General features: G+C 69.6%; 15 protein-coding genes. 9 read left to right on the top strand and 6 right to left on the bottom strand.

Annotation, left to right across the window (positions count from 1 at the left end; genetic code table 11):
* Window positions 1-221: 221 nt before the first annotated feature.
* Both KBX00_RS01745 and KBX00_RS01740 read left to right on the top strand, forming a co-directional pair.
* Window positions 222-2,183, top strand: coding sequence for a S8 family serine peptidase (locus tag KBX00_RS01745; protein WP_307867941.1), 1,962 nt, complete (start codon window positions 222-224; stop codon window positions 2,181-2,183).
* A 103-nt stretch (window positions 2,184-2,286) separates the two neighbouring features.
* Window positions 2,287-2,766, top strand: coding sequence for a methylated-DNA--[protein]-cysteine S-methyltransferase (locus KBX00_RS01740; protein WP_210822491.1), 480 nt, complete (start codon window positions 2,287-2,289; stop codon window positions 2,764-2,766).
* Here KBX00_RS01740 and KBX00_RS01735 read toward each other — a convergent pair whose 3' ends face one another.
* From KBX00_RS01735 to KBX00_RS01725, 3 genes are all read right to left on the bottom strand, one after another.
* Window positions 2,767-3,429: a hypothetical protein gene (locus tag KBX00_RS01735; protein WP_210822490.1), complete on the bottom strand. Its 663-nt coding sequence runs from the start codon at window positions 3,427-3,429 to the stop codon at window positions 2,767-2,769.
* A 167-nt stretch (window positions 3,430-3,596) separates the two neighbouring features.
* Window positions 3,597-4,676, bottom strand: a complete 1,080-nt coding sequence (locus KBX00_RS01730) for an inositol-3-phosphate synthase (RefSeq protein ID WP_210822847.1) — start codon at window positions 4,674-4,676, stop codon at window positions 3,597-3,599.
* A 23-nt stretch (window positions 4,677-4,699) separates the two neighbouring features.
* Window positions 4,700-5,338 (bottom strand): PadR family transcriptional regulator, encoded by a 639-nt coding sequence (locus KBX00_RS01725; protein WP_210822489.1) that lies wholly within the window; start codon window positions 5,336-5,338, stop codon window positions 4,700-4,702.
* A 174-nt stretch (window positions 5,339-5,512) separates the two neighbouring features.
* Between KBX00_RS01725 and KBX00_RS01720 the strand changes: the two genes are divergently transcribed.
* From KBX00_RS01720 to KBX00_RS01710, 3 genes are all read left to right on the top strand, one after another.
* Entirely contained in the window at window positions 5,513-5,974 is a 462-nt protein-coding gene (locus tag KBX00_RS01720) for a DUF5318 domain-containing protein (protein WP_210822488.1), read from the top strand.
* A 196-nt stretch (window positions 5,975-6,170) separates the two neighbouring features.
* Window positions 6,171-9,062 (top strand): transglycosylase domain-containing protein, encoded by a 2,892-nt coding sequence (locus KBX00_RS01715; protein ID WP_210822487.1) that lies wholly within the window; start codon window positions 6,171-6,173, stop codon window positions 9,060-9,062.
* Between the two features lie 217 nt (window positions 9,063-9,279).
* On the top strand, window positions 9,280-10,812 hold the full coding sequence (locus KBX00_RS01710; RefSeq protein ID WP_210822485.1) for a glycosyltransferase family 87 protein: 1,533 nt from the start codon (window positions 9,280-9,282) through the stop codon (window positions 10,810-10,812).
* Between the two features lie 15 nt (window positions 10,813-10,827).
* Here KBX00_RS01710 and KBX00_RS01705 read toward each other — a convergent pair whose 3' ends face one another.
* Complete coding sequence (locus KBX00_RS01705; protein WP_210822483.1) at window positions 10,828-12,999, bottom strand: hypothetical protein; 2,172 nt, start codon at window positions 12,997-12,999, stop codon at window positions 10,828-10,830.
* Window positions 12,996-13,787, bottom strand: coding sequence for a deoxyribonuclease IV (locus KBX00_RS01700; RefSeq protein WP_210822481.1), 792 nt, complete (start codon window positions 13,785-13,787; stop codon window positions 12,996-12,998). The genes KBX00_RS01705 and KBX00_RS01700 overlap by 4 nt, the downstream gene beginning before the upstream one ends.
* Window positions 13,788-14,298: 511 nt before the next feature.
* Between KBX00_RS01700 and rpsF the strand changes: the two genes are divergently transcribed.
* The 4 genes from rpsF to rplI all read left to right on the top strand — a co-directional run bounded on the left by rpsF (window position 14,299) and on the right by rplI (window position 15,938).
* Window positions 14,299-14,589 (top strand): 30S ribosomal protein S6, encoded by a 291-nt coding sequence (rpsF, locus tag KBX00_RS01695; RefSeq protein ID WP_093409369.1) that lies wholly within the window; start codon window positions 14,299-14,301, stop codon window positions 14,587-14,589.
* 98 nt (window positions 14,590-14,687) lie between these two features.
* On the top strand, window positions 14,688-15,197 hold the full coding sequence (locus tag KBX00_RS01690; protein ID WP_164448791.1) for a single-stranded DNA-binding protein: 510 nt from the start codon (window positions 14,688-14,690) through the stop codon (window positions 15,195-15,197).
* 41 nt (window positions 15,198-15,238) lie between these two features.
* Window positions 15,239-15,478 (top strand): 30S ribosomal protein S18, encoded by a 240-nt coding sequence (rpsR, locus tag KBX00_RS01685; protein WP_007073789.1) that lies wholly within the window; start codon window positions 15,239-15,241, stop codon window positions 15,476-15,478.
* A 13-nt stretch (window positions 15,479-15,491) separates the two neighbouring features.
* Complete coding sequence (rplI, locus tag KBX00_RS01680) at window positions 15,492-15,938, top strand: 50S ribosomal protein L9 (protein ID WP_210822479.1); 447 nt, start codon at window positions 15,492-15,494, stop codon at window positions 15,936-15,938.
* Between the two features lie 80 nt (window positions 15,939-16,018).
* On the opposite strand, the gene KBX00_RS01675 is transcribed toward rplI, so the two are convergent.
* Window positions 16,019-17,653 carry a hypothetical protein gene (locus tag KBX00_RS01675; RefSeq protein ID WP_210822477.1) on the bottom strand — a complete coding sequence of 545 codons (1,635 nt, stop codon included), beginning with the start codon at window positions 17,651-17,653 and terminating at the stop codon, window positions 16,019-16,021.
* Window positions 17,654-17,689: the final 36 nt, after the last annotated feature.

Genomic DNA, 17,689 nt, shown 5'->3' with positions numbered 1-17,689 from the left:
GAACGGTGGACGCGGTGCCAGCGAGGTTCGTCCATGATGTGGGGACGTCCATCAGCCCGCTGCTTCGCAGTTGGAGGCGGGACGATCCAGTATCCGTCCGACCGCCCACCGGGCCTGGTCGACGACCGACGGGGGCACATCCAGTGAATCGCCGTGGCGCACTGCGCCGCTCGGCGGCGGCGGGGCTTGCCCTTGCCACCGCTTCGTCCATTCTCACCGTCGTGACCGGCGGTGCCGCGATGGCCGCTCCGGCCGACCAGCCCCGCGTCGAGGTGCTCGGCACCAAGGGGGTCGGCGCCGTGCCGGATCGCTACATCGTCGTCCTCAAGGACCGGGGGGCGACAAACAAATCCGTCCGGGCCACCGCCTCGGCGCTCACCGGCGCGAACGGTGGCACGGTCCGCCGCGTGTTCGGCCACGCCCTCAACGGTTACTCGGCCACCATGAGCCAGCGGCAGGCGGACAAGTTGGCCAGCCACCCCGACGTGGCCTACGTGGAGCAGGTTCGGCGGCTGTCGGCGAACAGCGGCACGCAGAGCAGCCCGCCGTCCTGGGGCCTCGACCGCATCGATCAGGCCTCGCCGAAACTGAACGGCAGCTACAAGTACCCCAACACCGGCAGCTCGGTCACCGCGTACATCCTGGACACCGGAATCAACATCGCCCACCAGGACTTCGGCGGTCGGGCGAGTCACGGCTACGACGCCATCGACTCCGACGAGGTCGCCCAAGACTGCAACGGCCACGGTACGCACGTCGCCGGGACCGTCGGCGGCACCAAGTATGGCGTGGCCAAGGGTGTGCAGCTCGTGGGCGTACGGGTGCTCGACTGCGACGGTTTCGGCACCACCGAACAGGTCATCGCCGGTGTCGACTGGGTGACCGAGCACGCCCAGAAGCCGGCCGTGGCCAACATGAGCCTCGGTGACGTCGTCGCCGTCCCGTCCCTCGACGAGGCGGTGAACCGGTCCATCGCGTCCGGCGTCACCTACTCGATCGCGGCCGGTAACAGCTGGATGGACGCGTGCAAGGCGTCTCCGGCCCGGGTACCGGAGGCGATCACCGTGGGCGCGACGGACCGGATCAACATGCGGGCGTGGTTCTCGAACTACGGCAAGTGCCTCGACGTCTTCGCGCCGGGCGCGAGCATCATCTCGGCGCGGCACAACAGCAACACCAGCAGCGCGGTGTTCAGCGGCACCTCGATGGCCGCTCCGCACGTGGCAGGCGCCGCGGCGCTGCTGCTGAGCACCAATCCGGGCTGGTCGCCGAGGCAGGTCCGGGACCGGATCGTCACCACCGGCCTCGCCGGCGGGGTGTACGACACGAAGGGTTCGATCGACCGGCTGCTGACCGTCGGCTCGGTCACGCCGACCCGCTACTCACACGGCTTCAAGGCCCGTTCCAACGGCAAGTTCGTCACCGCCGCCAGCAGCACCAAGCCGCTGGTGAACAACGGGACGAGCATGGGCACGGCGCAGCGATTCGACTTCGTCGACGCGGGTAGCGGCCTGGTCGCGCTGCGCTCCAGGGCCACTGGGCTGTACGTGGTGGCGCCGAGCAACGGCACCAAGCCGCTGATCGCGAGTCACAAGACGATCGTCACGTCGGCCAAGTACACAATCGTCAACCACACCGACGGCACGGTAAGCCTCAAGTCCAAGATCAATGGCAAGTACGTCACGGCGTCCACGTCCGGCAGCTCGTCGATGATGGCGAGCAAGACCTCCATCGGCACCAACGAGAAGTTCACAATCGACGCAGCGCCGCCGATCGTCAGCCTCCGGTCCAAGGCCAGCGGCAAGTACGTCGTGGCCGCGAGCAGCACCAAACCGCTGGTCCCCAGCAGCACGACCGTCACCAAGGCGGCGAGGTTCGACGTCATCAACGTGGGTGACGGCTTCTTCAGTCTGCGGGCCCACGCCAACGGCAGGTACGTGACCGCGGCGAGCAAGGGCACCAAGCCGCTGGTCGCCAGCAGCACGGGGCGGGGTCTCTACGAGACGTTCGACTTCGCCAACTACAACATCGACGGAACGATCTTCCTCAGGGCGGGCGACGACCAGGCGGTCTCCGCCGGGTCGTCCGGCACCAGCCAGCTGATCTCGAACAAGACCATCAAGTGGTCGTCCTCCGGTCTGGGGCTGGGCAACGGCGAGAGATTCACCGTCTCCACCGCCTGATCCGTCGCGCACGGCCGGCGCCCGCCGGAGCTCCCGAACACCCGGGACGCTCCGGCGGGCGCTCGCCTGTTGCGGCCCCTGCTCACGAGTGGAGAATGGCGGGATGCGTTGGACCGTGCTCGACTCACCGATCGGGGAGTTCTCCGTGGCCACCGACGGGGACGGCGTATGCGGGGCACATTTCGGCCCGGTCGGTGAGGGGACGACCGAGCCGGCTGACGAGACCTCCCGACGGGCGGTGGCGGAACTGCGCGCGTACTTCGCCGGCGAGCTGACCGATTTCGGGGTGCCGGTGACCGTGCCCCGTGGCTCCGATTTCGAGCGCGCGGTGTGGCGGGAGATGACCCGCATCCCGTACGGCGAGACACTGACCTACGGCGAGGTGGCCCGGCGGGTCGGTGACGCGGGAGCGGCCCGAGCGGTCGGTGTGGCCTGCAACCGCAACCCGATCCCGGTGATCGTGCCGTGTCACCGAATCATCGGGGCGGGCGGGAAGCTGGTCGGCTTCGGTGGTGGCCTGGACCGCAAGGTCAAACTGCTGGAACTGGAGGCTCGGGTGGCCCTGCAACGCGCCTGGTGCTGATCAGTCCGGCGCGGGCAGACAACCACCGTCGGCGATCCGGGTGCCGATCTCCACCGTGATCTCGTCCCGGACGCTGCCGAAGACGCACGCCCGGCCGGTCCACCCCGCGAAGATCAGCCCGTCGCCGGGGCCCAGATCGAGCCGCCCGGGCGGCCTGACGACCACGTCGGTGAGGCCGGTGGCGGTCACCGCCCGCCGTACTGCCTCCTCGTCAGGCTCGTCCCGGCCGCCGGCGGTCAGCAGATTCAGGCCCTTGAGCACCTCGGTGGCACAAGCTCGAGCGCCGGCAGCCGTCTCGGGTTCGAGCGTGCCGCGCTGCCGGAAGGCGTCGTTGGCGGCCTGCTGACGGCGGAGCATCTCCTCGCGTACCCGTTCATCGGCCATCGGATGTCCGGTGCCCAGCGGTACCGGTGCAGTCGACGCCCCGGACGGGGCGGGGGCTTTCGTCGCGGTCTCCGGCAGTGTGGCCGCGGCGGCGACACAGCGGGCCTCGGCCACCGACGGCCGGGGGTTGGGCGGCACGACCTCTTGGTCCGACTCGGCCGGAGGACGGCTGCCGGGGACGGCGCAGGCGAACAGGCTGGTGGTCAGCAAAGCGCCCGCGAGTGCGGTGGCGACCCGGCGCACCGACCTGGCGGCGTGCGTAGCGTCGGTGAACGGCACGGCGGTCAGCGTAACGTTCCGCCATCGACGACGCCGCCCCGTGCGGCGCTCGACATGCCGCACATCGCGACACCCCTCGTACCGGGTGTGGCTGGCCTGCGCGGAGACGGCGAGGGCCGGGTCCGCGCGGACCCGGCCCTCGCCGTCTGCTGCTGGTGGTCGGCGCGTCAGCGCTCGATCTCACCGGCGATGAACTCCTCGACGGCGGCGTGCGCGTCGTGGTCGGCGTACTGCACCGGCGGGGACTTCATGAAGTACGACGAGGCCGACAGGATCGGGCCGCCGATCTTCCGGTCCAGCGCGATCTTCGCGGCCCGGACGGCGTCGATGATGACGCCGGCCGAGTTCGGCGAGTCCCACACCTCGAGCTTCAGCTCGGCGTTGAGCGGGGTGTCACCGAACGAGCGGCCCTCCAGGCGGATGTACGCCCACTTGCGGTCGTCCAGCCACGGCACGTGGTCGGACGGGCCGATGTGCACGTCGCTCTTGGCCATCTCGTGCGGCACCTGGGAGGTCACCGACTGGGTCTTCGAGATCTTCTTCGAGACCAGGCGGTTGCGCTCCAGCATGTTCATGAAGTCCATGTTGCCGCCGAAGTTGAGCTGGTACGTACGCAGCAGCTCGACGCCCCGGTCCTCGAAGAGCTTTGCCAGGGCGCGGTGCACGATGGTGGCGCCGACCTGGCTCTTGATGTCGTCGCCGACGATCGGCAGGCCCGCGTCGGTGAACTTCTGCGCCCACTCGGGGTCGGAGGCGATGAAGACCGGCAGGGCGTTGACGAACGCGCAGCCGGCGTCGATCGCGGCCTGGGCGTAGAACTTGTCGGCCTGCTCCGAGCCGACCGGCAGGTAGGAGACGACCACGTCGACCTGCGCGTCGCGCAGCGCCTTGGCCACGTCGACCGGCGTGGCGTCCGACTCCTCGACGATCTCGCGGTAGTACTGGCCGAGCCCGTCGAAGGTCGGGCCGCGCTGCACGGTGACGCCGGTCGGCGGCACGTCGCAGAGCTTGATGGTGTTGTTCTCGCTGGCGACGATCGCCTCCGCGAGGTCCATGCCCACCTTCTTGGCGTCGACATCGAACGCCGCGACGAACTGCACGTCAGAGACGTGATAGTCGCCGAAGGTGACGTGCATGAGACCCGGGACGCGGTCGTTGGGGTCGGCATTCCGGTAGTACTCGACGCCCTGTACCAGGGACGAGGCGCAGTTACCCACACCGACGATGGCGACGCGGACGGAGCCCATCGCGTGTGCCTCCTTCTTCTTTGTCACGGCCGCTCTGTCCTGGTCTCACCAGGCGGAGGCGGGTTGTTGTCTTGTCGTGGGCCGCCGGCCGTCCCGTCGTCCGGGACCGTCGGGGCACGGCCGGAGCGCTCGTTGGCGATGAGCTCCTCCAGCCAGCGGACCTCACGCTCACAGGCCTCCAGGCCGTGGCGCTGCAGCTCCAGGGTGTACGCGTCGAGGCGCTCGGCCGCGCGGCCCAGCATGTCGCGAAGGCCCTCGCGACGTTCCTCGATCGTGCGGCGGCGACCTTCCAGGATTCGAAGTCGGGTCGCCTGGTCGGTTCGGGAAAAGAACGCGAAGTGCACACCGAAGCCGGTGTCGCCGTAGGTCTCCGGCCCGGTCTGTGCGATGAGCTGGGCGAAGCGTTCCTTTCCTTCCGCGGTGATTTCGTAGACCACCCGACCTCGTCGGCTGGTCAGCGCGGGAACCTCCTCGGCGGTGGCGGGTGTCTCGTCGGCCTCGGTGATCCAGCCCGCCGCCTGCAGCCGGCGCAGGGTCGGATAGAGCGAGCCGTAACTGATCGCGGCGCGGATCGCCCCGAGCTTGGCGGTGAGCTCCTTGCGCAGCTCGTAGCCGTGCATCGGGGCCTCCTGCAACAGGCCGAGGATGGCGAGTTCGAGCACCGGCCACCCTCCCTTTACCCTGTTCGTGAAGCGCTTACCGCCACGATGTATCGGACCGATACATCGCACCGTAGCGTCTCGTCCCAGTCTGGGCAAACCCCCGTTCTGATGTCCTCCGGTCACGGATCGTCACGGTGGTCGCCTCGTCAGAAGAGACCGCGTACCCTTTCCCGCATGCGTACGCAGCGCCAGGTCGTCGACTACTCGCTCCGAAAGCGAGCGGCGCTGCGTGAGCTCCTCGCCGGCCGCGTCGGCACCTATGACCTGTGCGACGCATCGCCCTACCTGAAGAACGCGGCTCGGTTCCACGGCGAGTCCACCGACGAGCGGTGCCCGATCTGCCGCAGCGAGAACCTGACCCTGGTCCACTACATTTACGGGGACGAACTCAAGCAATCGGCCGGCCAAGCCCGTAATGTGGCTGAGCTGACCGTGCTGGCGATGACGCTGCGTGAGTTCCAGGTCTTCGTGGTGGAGGTGTGCCTCGGCTGTGACTGGAACCATCTCGTCGAGCAGTACCTGCTCGGCCGGGACGGTCTGACCGGCGTCGTCGACGGCGACCCGGAGCACGGTGAGGCGAGCGGCATGACCGCGGACGGAACGGGTGTCCGGCGAAGGCGAGAGGCGCAACGGTGATTCGAGCTCGATCGGTCGACCCCGGTCGCGTGCGACGCGGCTGGGGTGACCGACAGCTCGTAGGTCTGATTGGTCCGATTGATGCGGATCTGACGCCGCGACCACGGCACCCCCATGCCGGGCCCGCAGGTGTCACAACTCACGGCAAACCGGTGGCGGTGCTAACGCGCCCCACCGCGACGGCAGGGTGTGAGGAATGAACTCGTACGGCGATCCCAGCTCCTCGCGCGGCCGGGCCTGGGCTCCGGGCCAGGACGACCCGGGGCAGGCGGACGACGCGTACCGCCGCCCGGGTGGTGAACCGCGCGAAGTCAACTGGTCGACCGGGCCGGACACCTCCGGCCCGTCGGCCCGTGCCTCGGTCGGCGGACGTGCCTCGGTCGGTGGCTCGGCGAGCGTTCCGCCGTGGGGCGGTTCCGCCGGCGCGGCGCCGGTCGGCCGGGCCGGTCCTGGCCGCGCCTCCGTGCCCAGCTCGCCAGCTGGCCCCGGTCGTGCCTCGGTGCCGGTGTCACCGGCTGGCCCCGGTCGTGCCTCGGTGCCGGTCTCACCCGCACCGGGCCGCGCCGGTCGTGCCTCGGTGCCGGTCTCCCCGGCCGGGCCGGGTCGCGCCTCGGTCGGTGCCGCCGCCGTGGGCGCGGCATCAGCCGGTCGGGCGAGCGTCGGGTCGGCCTCGGTGGGTGGCGTCGGCGGTCGGGCCGCGGTGGCAAGGGCAAGCGTCGGCGGCCCTGGCGGGCCGGGCAGCCCTGGCGGCCCCGGTGGACCGGGTGGACCGGGTGGACCGACCCGGCCGGGTCGCGGTGGCCGTGACCCCGGTGCGGCGGCCCGCGCCCGCAAGCGCAAGCGGATGAACATGCTGATCGCCGGTTTCGCGGTGTTCATCATGCTGGCCGGCATCGGCGTCGTCGGGTTCACCTACTACTCGACGAACGTGGTGCTGCCCAAGGAGATCCCGCTGCCGCTGTCCACCACCGTCTACGCCAAGGACGGCAAGACGCTTGTCGCCAAGCTCGGCAACGAGAACCGCACCTTCGTCACCATCGACAGCATTCCGCAGCATGTGCGGGACGCCGTGGCCGCCGCCGAGGACCGGAACTTCTACCGGCACTCGGGCGTCGACTACAAGGGCATCGCCCGGGCCGCGTGGAACAACCTCTCCGGCGGTGACAAGCAGGGCGCCTCGACCATCACCCAGCAGTACGCCCGCAACGCCTACGAGAACCTCCAGGACGACAGCTACGCGCGGAAGGTGAAGGAGGCGATCCTCGCCTCCAAGCTGAACGACAACTACACCAAAGACCAGATCATGGAGAACTACCTCAACGTGATCTACTTCGGTCGTGGTGCGTACGGCATCGAGGCGGCGGCCCAGACGTACTTCAACACCAGCGCCAAGAGGCTGACGGTGGCGCAGGGCGCGGTGCTCGCCGCACTGATCAAGCAGCCGGTCGCCAGCGCCACCCACAAGGGCTTCGACCCGGAGACGAACGAGGTCGAGGCGAAGTCCCGGTGGGAGTACGTCATCAACGGGATGGTCGAGGAAGGCTGGCTGAACGCCCCGGACAAGCCGGAGCGGCCGACCGAGTACCCGAAGGTTCAGAAGTCGAAGAAGGACAACGGCTTCGGGGTCGCCACTCCGCGGGGCAACGTCATCAACTATGTCCGCAAGGAGATGGCTGAGTGGGGCATCTGCACCGAGTCCGGTGAGCCGGACAAGCCCACCTGCGTCGACGAACTGCGCGAGGGTGGGTACCGGATCACCACCACCATCGACCCGAAGATGCAGAAGGCGCTGGAGGCGGCGGCCCAGCCGGACCGTAAGGGCTCGGTGCTGAAGGGGCAGCCGAAGAACCTGATGGCGGCGGTGGTCTCCGTCGACCCGAAGACCGGCCGGGTGCTTGCCTACTACGGCGGTGACAGCGGCGCCGACTTCGACTACGCCGGCCTCAACACGGATCAGAACGGCAACATCGTGGGTGGCCATCCCCCAGGCTCGTCGTTCAAGGTCTACACCCTGGCCGCGGCGATCGACGCGGAGATCTCGGTCAAGTCGCACTGGGACGCCACCCCGTTCAAGCCCGAGGGCTACAAGGACCCGATCGTGAACGCTGGCCGGGATGTCGGGCGAACCTGTAACAAGTGGTGCACCCTGCAGGAGTCGACGGTGCAGTCGTACAACGTGCCGTTCTTCCACGTGACCGAGGACATCGGCCCCGACAAGGTCCTCGACATGGCTCGCCGCGCCGGCATCCGCACCATGTGGGACGACAAGCACAAGGTCTACGACCTGACGAAGGAGAAGCCCGAGGATCTCGCGCCGAGCAAGTTCGACCGGGTTATCGGCTTCGGCCAGTATCCGGTGACCGTGCTGGACCATGCCAACGGCCTGGCCACCCTCGCCAACAAGGGCAAGTACAACAAGGCGCACTTCGTCCGGATGGTGGAGAAGCAGAACAAGGCCACCGGCAAGTGGGACAAGGTGCGCGGCACCGGCGAGAAGCTCAAGCCGCAGCAGGTGATCCGGCCGGAGGTCGCCGACGAGGTGACCGCGGTGCTCAAGGAGATCCCTGGCAAGAACAATGCCAGCCTGGTGAACCGCCAGGCCGCCGGCAAGACCGGCACCTGGCAGCACGGCAAAACCGACAAGAACGCTCACGCCTGGATGGTCGGCTTCGACGAGAACGTGGCCACCGCGGTGTGGATCGGCAGCCGCGACCCGAAGAAGCCGGCGATCGTGGACCGAAATGGCGTCAACATCGGCGGTGGCAACATCCCCGCCGCCCTGTGGAAGCGGTACATGGACGACGCCTTGAAGGGCTACGACCCGTCCAACCTGCCCGATGTCACCGGAATCGGTGATCAGGACGCCGGCAACGGCGAGAAGCCCGCACCGCCACCGACCCCGCCGGGCGGCGGCAACCAGCAGGAGTGCAACCCGGTCGACTTCCTCTGTCAGCTCAACGGCGGAAACAACGGCGGAAACAACGGCGGCGACAATCCGATCACCCCACCCGATCGTGATCAGGGACCGGGCGGGCCGGGTGGTGGAGGCGGCGGCCTGCCAACACCCAGAACGACGAGTCGGGAGTAGCTCCCGCTGACGCCGCGGGCGGCTGGACAAATGTTCCGGCCGCCCGCGCGGCGCGGGTTGTTCCCGAGCGGTCCGCGTCGCACTTGCCGCCCTGCTCATCGCCCCGGCGGTCCTGTTCCTCGTACTCTGAGCTTCCGTACCACCGGCGGCAGTGCCTCGGGGATTCGCTGCGGTTTCGGCTTCAACGCGGTCACCGGATACGGCAGGATGCACGGTCATGAGCACGAAGTCGACGCCAGGCATCGATGGATCGGGTGCCTCCGATCACCCGTCCCGCTCCGACGGCTTCGTCCGGGGGCTTTCCGGTCTGATCGGCGGTCCGCTCGGTGACCACGCGGTCGCCCGCGACCGACCCGTCGGGGCGGAGAACCGGTTCTGGACGGCGGTACGGATCGTCCTGGCGCTGACCTGCCTCACGCTGGCCCTGCACTGGGTGCAGAAGTCACCCTGCCAGGACGGCGCGTGGGTGAACAACGAGCAGTACACGCGCTTCTGCTACACCGACGTGCTGGCGCTCTACTACGCAGAGCGGCTCAACGAGGGGGCGGTGCCCTACCGGGATCACCCGGTGGAGTATCCGGTGCTGACCGGGTACTTCATGGGGGCGCTCGGGTTGCCGGTCCACTCGGCCGGCGACGGCAACCCCGACATGAACCAGGGCCAGTGGTTCTACAACCTCAACGCACTCGTGCTCGGTGCGCTGGCGGTGGTCACCGTGGCGGTGATCCTGGCGCTGCGCCGTCGGCGACCGTGGGACGCCGCGCTCTTCGCGCTCGCCCCGGCGCTGCTGCTCACCGCCACCGTCAACTGGGATCTCCTGGCCATCGGGCTTGCCGCGTTGGGCCTGCTGGCCTGGGCCCGCTCCGGGCCGGGCCCGAAGGGTACCCGTCTGGTGGTGCTCTCCGGAGTGTTGCTCGGGCTCGGTGGTGCGGCGAAGATGTGGCCGTTGTTCATCCTCGGGCCCATCCTGGTGCTCGCGTTACGTGCCAACCGGATCCGGGCCGCGCTGCTGTCCATCGGTACGGCGGCGGTGACGGTGGTGCTGGTGAACCTGCCGGCGGCGATTCCGTACCGGGACAACTGGGACCGCTTCTTCGAGCTGAACACCACCCGCCCCATCGACTGGGGCACCTTCTGGTACATCGGTCGCTACCTGGACGGGAAGTTCGGCGACCCGGCCAGCATCGGGCCCTTCCAGTGGCTGGACGCCAACATTCCGACGCTCAACTACCTGTCGTACGCCCTGTTCGGGCTGGCCTGCCTCGGCGTCGGCGCGCTGGCGTTGCTGGCACCGCGACGTCCCCGACTCGCCCAGCTCGCCTTCCTGGTGGTCGCCGCCTTCCTGATCTTCAGCAAGGTCTGGTCGCAGCAGTTCGTGCTCTGGCTGCTGCCGCTGGTGGTGCTCGCCCGGCCCAGGTGGGGGGCTTTCCTCGTCTGGCAGGCCGCCGAGGTCTGCTACTTCATCGCCTTCTACGGCCAACTGCTCGGCGCGTCGACCGGCACGCCGGTCTTCCCGGAGGGCGTCTTCGTGTTCGCCGCGAGCCTGCGCCTGGCCGCCGTGGTCGCCCTGGTCGTCCTGGTCGTCCGCGAGATCCTCAACCCGGAGCAGGACGCGGTACGCCGCACCTATGCCGACGACCCGGACGGCGGCCTGCTCGACGGCGCACCCGACGCCTCCTGGCTGGACCGATGGCGAAGCCGCCGGTCAACCGTCGAGCAGACCCCGACGCCCGTCGCCACGACAACGTGACGATGACCGGCACGCTCAGAGGCGGAAGACGACGACGTCGTCGATCTCCTCACGGGTGATGCCCAGCCCGTCGACGGGTGCGTCGACGCTCACCTCCCACGGGGTGCCAGCGATCTTGTCGCGCAGCACCAGGACGTTGTGCACGCCAAGCGTGCGCAGGTAGTCGACGCTCGTCTGGTCAGGGAAGGTCATGGCGACCCGGCGTACGTCGTCGAGCTGACGTGGAGTGAAACCGCTGCCACCGTTGACGATGTCCTGGAACCGGGTGGTCGACCAGAGCATCACCGGCTGGTCGTGGTTCTGCCCGCTGGGCAGCACGAGCAGCGGGCCGTCGACCGAGCGCATCGCCGCCGGTTGCGCCGGCACCACCGGATGAGGTGTGGTGTTGGTGCCCTCGGCGATGACCAGCAGCAGCGGTACCAGGGTCGCCAGGCGCAGCCAGGGGCTCGGCCAGGAGGGGATCCGCTCGGCGGAGATCTCCCGGACCCGCTCGGCGAACGCGCTTACCGCCCCCGCCGCGAGCAGCCCGAGCAGCAACGTGGCCCACAGCATCAACCGGCCCGGGGTCCGGATGCCGCTCCAGCCGGGCAGGTGGTCGAAGAGCGGTACGTAGGTGAAGCGACCGCCGAACAGCTCGGTGCCCATCGACAGGGCCATCGCGACCAGCACCCCGGCGAACAGCAGGAGCCGCTGGCGGACCTTCCAGACGGAGAAGAACAGCCCGCCGAGGGCCAGCGCGTACAGCACGAAACCGGGCAGCAACGTCATCTCCGGATGCCATGGCAACAGCGAGCGTGCGCCTTCGTGCAGCCCACCCCAGAGGAGAGACTCGGCCGGGGCGGTGACGAAACCGGTCCCGGGCGGCGAGTAGACGGCGATGTCGTCGATCGTCCGCTCCGCATTCGGGTGCAGTTGCGTGACGGTGAAGTACGGGATGGCCATCAGGACACCCACCCCGGCGAAGATCAGCCCGCCGATCAGGTCGGCGACGAACAACCGCTGACCGAAGGGACGCTTGAGCCGCCAGAAGATCCGTTTCGCGTACCAGATGGCGGCGGCCACCAGCACGGTGCCGGCGAGCACGTACGCGAACGGTAGGCCGATCCCGAATCCGAGACTGAGCTGCCAGGCGGCCACCAGCCAGCCGGCGTACACCCAGCCCTCGTGCCGGCGCTCCGGTCGATAGCCGTGCCGCAGCGACCAGCCGTGCCCCCGGGCCAGCATGGCCAGCGCCAGTGGAATACCGCCGTTGGAGACCACGTGCAGGTGACCGGCCTGGGCCAGCAGCCACGGCGCGTACGTGTAGGCGGCACCGACCACCGCGGGACCCGTCCGGCTCGCGCCGAGCTGCCGGGCCAGCACGTACGCGCCGAAGGTGGCGAGGGCGTGCGCCAGCACGAACATGATGTTGTAGCGAACGAGGGCGGCCTCGGGACCACTGCCAATCATGCCGGCCGGCGCGTATCCGAGCAGGGTGTCCGAGAAGGCGAAGCTCCACCGTTCGGGGAAGAACGCATTGGCGTGCCAGAGCTGGGCCGGTTCGGTCAGCAGGATGTGCCCGGACCACGCCATCTGCCAGGCCTGGAGGCTCGGGTCCCAGTAGTCCTGCGGCAGCGTGTGCGCCGGGTAGCGCAGGGTCGGCCAGGTCATCAGCACGGCCAGTGCCAGTGACGCGACGGCGGCCAGCGTCCACTCGTGGATCAGCAGCCGGCCGACCCATCGGCCCAGCCGCCCGTGCCAGGTGGGTACCGGCTCGGGGGCGGGCCCGAAGGCGGCCCAGGGGTCCGGCTTGCTCTCGCCCTCCGCCGGGGCGCCGTCGGGCTTGCCGCCGCCGTCCGCGCCGGCCCCGTCGCCGCCCGCCTTCTTCCCGCCCTTGTCCCTCTCCGAAGTCGCGTCCTCCGAAGCCTCGTCCTGCTTCACGGCGGCCCCGGCGTCCTTGTCCGCGTCGGCGTTTTTCTCCGCGTCGGCGTCCTTGTCCGCGTCGGCGTTTTTCTCCTCGTCGGCGTCCTTGCGGGCTGAGGCGGTCCCCGCTGAGGTGCCTGCGTCGTCGAAGGCGTTTGCCGGGACACCGTTGCCCGGGTCGCGCCGACTCTGCGGGTCGGTGCCGCCAGGCGCCGGCTCACCGGTGGCCCGAGCGTCTCGCGAGGTCGGCCCGGGGCCACCGGCGGCGGACTGGTCCGTGGTCATCGTGCTCCGGTCTTCCCGTCGAGTTGCTCGCGCAGGAAGGCGATGTCACTGCCCTGCCCCTCGACCCCGCCGGGTGTCTCGACGATGACCGGTGCACCCGCCGCGCGGATCACCGCGACCAGGAGCTCCGGGTCGATGGTCCCGCCGGACAGGTTGTCGTGGCGATCCCGCCCCGACCCGAACCCGTCCTTCGAGTTGTTGGCGTGCACCAGGTCGATCCGACCGGTGATCGCCTTCACCCGATCGACCAGACCGAGCAGTTCCTCCCCGCCGGCATGGGCGTGGCACGTGTCCAGGCAGAAGCCGATCTCCTGGTCGCCGATGGCGTCCCATAGCCGGGCGAGCGCATCCAGTCGCCGAGCGCAGGCGTTCTCACCACCGGCGGTGTTCTCGATCAGCACCGGCAGCCCGAAGCCGCCCGACTCGGCCGCGTACGACAGCGCCTTTCGCCAGTTGTCGAACCCGGTCGCCGGGTCGTCTCCGGCGTTGACGTGCCCGCCGTGCACGACCAGGCCCTTGGCGCCGACGGCCGAGGCCGCCTTCGCATGCGCGAGCAGCAGCTTGCGGCTGGGGATCCGGATGCGGTTGTTGCCGGTGGCGACATTTATGACGTACGGCGCGTGCACGTACACGTCGACGTCGGCACCGCTCAGCGCCGCCGCGTCGGCACGGGGCTGTGGCGCCTTCCAGCCTTGGGGGTCGGAGAGGAAGAACTGCACGGCGTCTGCCGCGCGGGCGGTGGCCTCCGCCAGCGGGTCGGTCGGATCGACGTGGGCTCCGATACGCATGCAGGCGAGCCTACGTCCCGCCGCGGACGACCGGGGCGACGCCCGCTGTCCGGCCGCGTCACCGGCACCGACGGTAGTCGTTGATGCCAATGGACCGTCCGGTCATGACGACCCGGCCGGAGTTTGGCAGGGAAATTGTCGGTAATTCCGGGATTTGCCCCATGAAGCACCGGCTTCCGCGATAACGTCAGGTAACAACGTGATAAAGCTCCGCGGGGCGTCTCCGGTCCAACCTCATCGGTGTGGTCGTTCCTCCCCAGGTCCCACCCAAGGAATGCGGACCAGGCGCCCCGCGGCCCCGTGGCCGGGGGCCCGCGCCGACAGTGACGTCGGCGCGGGCCCCCGGTTCGCCGCGCCCCCTCACCTCGGTGATGGTGATCGTCCGGGCCGGGTATCCTGGTCCGGTTGTCCGTCCCCGGTCGGGTTCCCCCGGTGCCGGAACGGGCCACGACGCACGACCTCCTGCCACGGAAGGACCGTGGCCGCATAGCCCACAGGAGGTGAGCACGTCTTGCGTCATTACGAGATCATGGTGATCCTCGACCCCAGCCTCGAGGAGCGCACCGTCGCCCCGTCGCTCGACACGTACCTGAACGTGATCAGGACCGCGGGTGGCTCGGTGGAGAAGACCGACGTGTGGGGCCGCCGGCGCCTCGCCTACGAGATCAACAAGAAGGCCGAGGGCATCTACGCCGTCATCGACCTCCAGGCGACGCCGGAGGCGGTGGCCGAGCTGGACCGCCAGCTGCGGCTCAACGAGTCCGTGCTGCGCACGAAGGTCCTCCGGCCGGAGATGCGCTAGCAAACCCACCCCAGCCTCACCCGGATCAGCCTCACCGTCGCTGTCGGAGGGTTCTGAGAACCTGTACGGCGAACGGATGAGCGCGCGAGGAGTTGGTCATGGCAGGAGACACCACCATCACGGTCATCGGCAACCTGACCGATGACCCCGAGTTGCGGTTCACCCCCTCCGGTGCCGCGGTCGCCAAGTTCCGGGTCGCCTCGACGCCCCGGTTCATGGACAAGGCGTCCGGTGAGTGGAAGGACGGCGAGCCGCTGTTCCTTTCGTGCACCGTCTGGCGGCAGGCCGCGGAGCACGTGGCGGAGTCGCTACAGCGCGGCGCCCGCGTCATCGTCTCGGGTCGGCTGCGTCAGCGGTCCTACGAGACCCGCGAGGGCGAGAAGCGCACCGTCATCGAGCTGGAGGTCGACGAGATCGGCCCGTCACTGCGCTACGCCACGGCGAAGGTGCAGAAGATGTCCCGGTCCGGCGGCGGTGGCGGCGGCTTCGGTAGTGGTGGCGGTGGTGGCCAGGGCGGCGGAGGCAACTTCGACGACCCCTGGGCTTCGGCCGCACCGGCCCCCGCACGTTCGGGTGGCGGCAACTTCGACGAGGAGCCTCCGTTCTAATGGCGCCGAGCGCCCGTGATCGTAAACCAGGAGCAAGAGCAATGGCGAAGGCTGCGGCACTGCGCAAGCCGAAGAAGAAGGTGAACCCGCTCGACAAGGACGGGATCACGTACATCGACTACAAGGACACCGCGCTGCTGCGCAAGTTCATCTCCGACCGCGGCAAGATCCGCGCTCGGCGGGTGACCGGCGTCACCTCGCAGCAGCAGCGGCAGATCGCCCGTGCGGTCAAGAACGCCCGTGAGATGGCGCTCCTGCCGTACACCGCGACGGCCCGCTGAGAGAGGCACCGACATGAAGATCATCCTGACTCAGGAGGTGTCCGGGCTCGGTGCCCCGGGCGACATCGTGGAGGTCAAGAACGGCTACGGCCGTAACTACCTGCTCCCGCAGGGCTTCGCGATCGCCTGGACCAAGGGCGCGGAGAAGCAGGTCACCCTCATCAAGCGGGCCCGTTCGGCCCGCGAGATCCGCGACCTGGACCACGCCAACGAGGTGAAGGCCCAGCTCGAGGCCCTCAAGGTGAACCTGAAGGCCCGTGCCGGTGAAGGTGGCCGGCTCTTCGGCTCGGTCACCCCGGCCGAGATCGTCGACGCCGTCAAGGCGTCCGGCGGCCCGTCCCTGGACCGGCGGCGGCTGGAGGTTTCCGGTCACATCAAGTCGATCGGGTCGCACCCTGTGCGGATCAAGCTGCACCCCGAGGTGACCGCCACGTTCAACCTCAACGTCGTGCAGGACTGAATACCGGTACGGCGAAACGACGTAAGGCCCGCACCGTACATCGGTGCGGGCCTTTACGTCGTCTTCCGCGGAGTACCCGGTCAACCGATGGGCTGGCCGGTCACCGCGCTGATCATCACCGTCGAGAGACCACCACCCACCACGGCGGCGGCGAGCGCCACAGTGGTCGGACGCCAGGTCGTACCCACCCGACGCAGCAGCGTCGCGATGGCCAGGCTGCTGGCCAGGGCCAGGCCGAACCGCGGCAGCCCGCCTACCATCGCCCCGAACGCCCGCGCCCGGGGTGAGTCGCACCCGCCGCCGCTGATGTCGGTCACACAGCCCACGGGTGGCGCCCCGTCCAGGGTCAGCAGCCAGACGAAGACCACGACCGCCGGCAGGACGTAACAGGCTGCGGTGTAGAGCAGCGGCAGCCAGGGACCACCCGGGTCGGGATCGAGCAGGTCGTCTTCCAGCCGGCGGTTCCAACTGGCGTTGCCCACCGACTCGATGCGGCGCCGTACCGCCGCCATGCCGACCGGCCGAGCCTGCGGCACCGCAGCGGTACGCCGCCGTGGCGCCGGGCGGGGACGCGGAGCCGTGTAGCCCACCACCGGAGACCGGGGTGCCGATGCGGGCGCGTCGACCCAACGCGGATCGTCACCGGCGAGTCGGGTGCCCGGCCAGAAGGCCTCCTGCGGTGGCTCCGGCTCCGGCCGGCTGCTCCACGACCACTGCTGCACGCCAGGTGCGCCATCCGACCGGGGGCGCTCCGTACGATCCCAGCCGTCCGGCCCGGAGTAGTCCTCCCACCGGTTCCGGTCTCGCGGACGTTCCCGTCGATCGGGCTCGGGTTCTCGGTCCCACTGGCCCGTGGTGTCCGGCTCCAGCCACTGCTCCGACGCCGACGACTGAAGCCACTGGCTGGTGCTGTCGGCGTCCCAGGGGTCGGCCGGGGCGGCATCGGCACGACGGTCAAAGCCGGCGGGCTGCTGCCAGGCGTGCAGGCCGGAGGCGTCCCAGGGATCCACCGCGGGTCGGTGCGGCTCGGGTTCCGCGGCCCGCTCCCAGGGATCCACGGCCGGACCGGGTGCCGGCTCCGCCGCCCGCCGCCGACGTCGCGGCGTCGGGGCGGCGGCCGGCTCCGAGTCGGACGTCTGCTCGCCCTCGTCCGCCAGGCCGGACCAGGTCACCTGACGTCGGCGGGACTGTGCGCGGCGGGGCCGGCTCTGCGGCGTCACACCCGAGACCGGATCGTCCTCCTCGGCCCGGCGGCTGCCGACGTATCCCTCCTCCTGTGGACGGTCGAAGGTCCACTCGCGGGTGTGGTCGGACTGCGGTGCCACTGCTGGCGACGAGGCGATGGCGCGGGGTTGCGGATCACGCCAGTCAGCCTCCTGGGAGGGCCGGCTGCGCTCGCTCCGGTAGATCGCTGACGATCGCCGGCCGCCGTCGCCGTAGCGCGGCCGGTCGTCGTCATCGTCGTCCGGCGCGGCGTGCCGACCACCACCGTCGACGCTGCTGACGCCCGACTCCAGGGCCCAGCGCGGCAGATAGGGCTCGGCCGGCTCCTCCTGGCCACGCTCGATCGCTCGCCGACGGCTCGGGGTGCGGTAACGCTCGACCGCCGAGTCGTAACGCTCGGCCCGTGAATCCTCGACGGGCTCGGCCCACGAAGCGGTCGGTCGCCGCTCGCGCGGACCGTCCTCCCCGCGTGTCCAGTCCCGGTAACTCACGGCCGGAGCGTGACCCTTCTCAACCGAACGTGCAAT

Origin of the sequence: Micromonospora sp. C95 (assembly GCF_018070465.1) — a bacterium.
Lineage (GTDB): Bacteria > Actinomycetota > Actinomycetes > Mycobacteriales > Micromonosporaceae > Micromonospora.
This window is presented reverse-complemented; position numbering and strand designations above follow the sequence as displayed.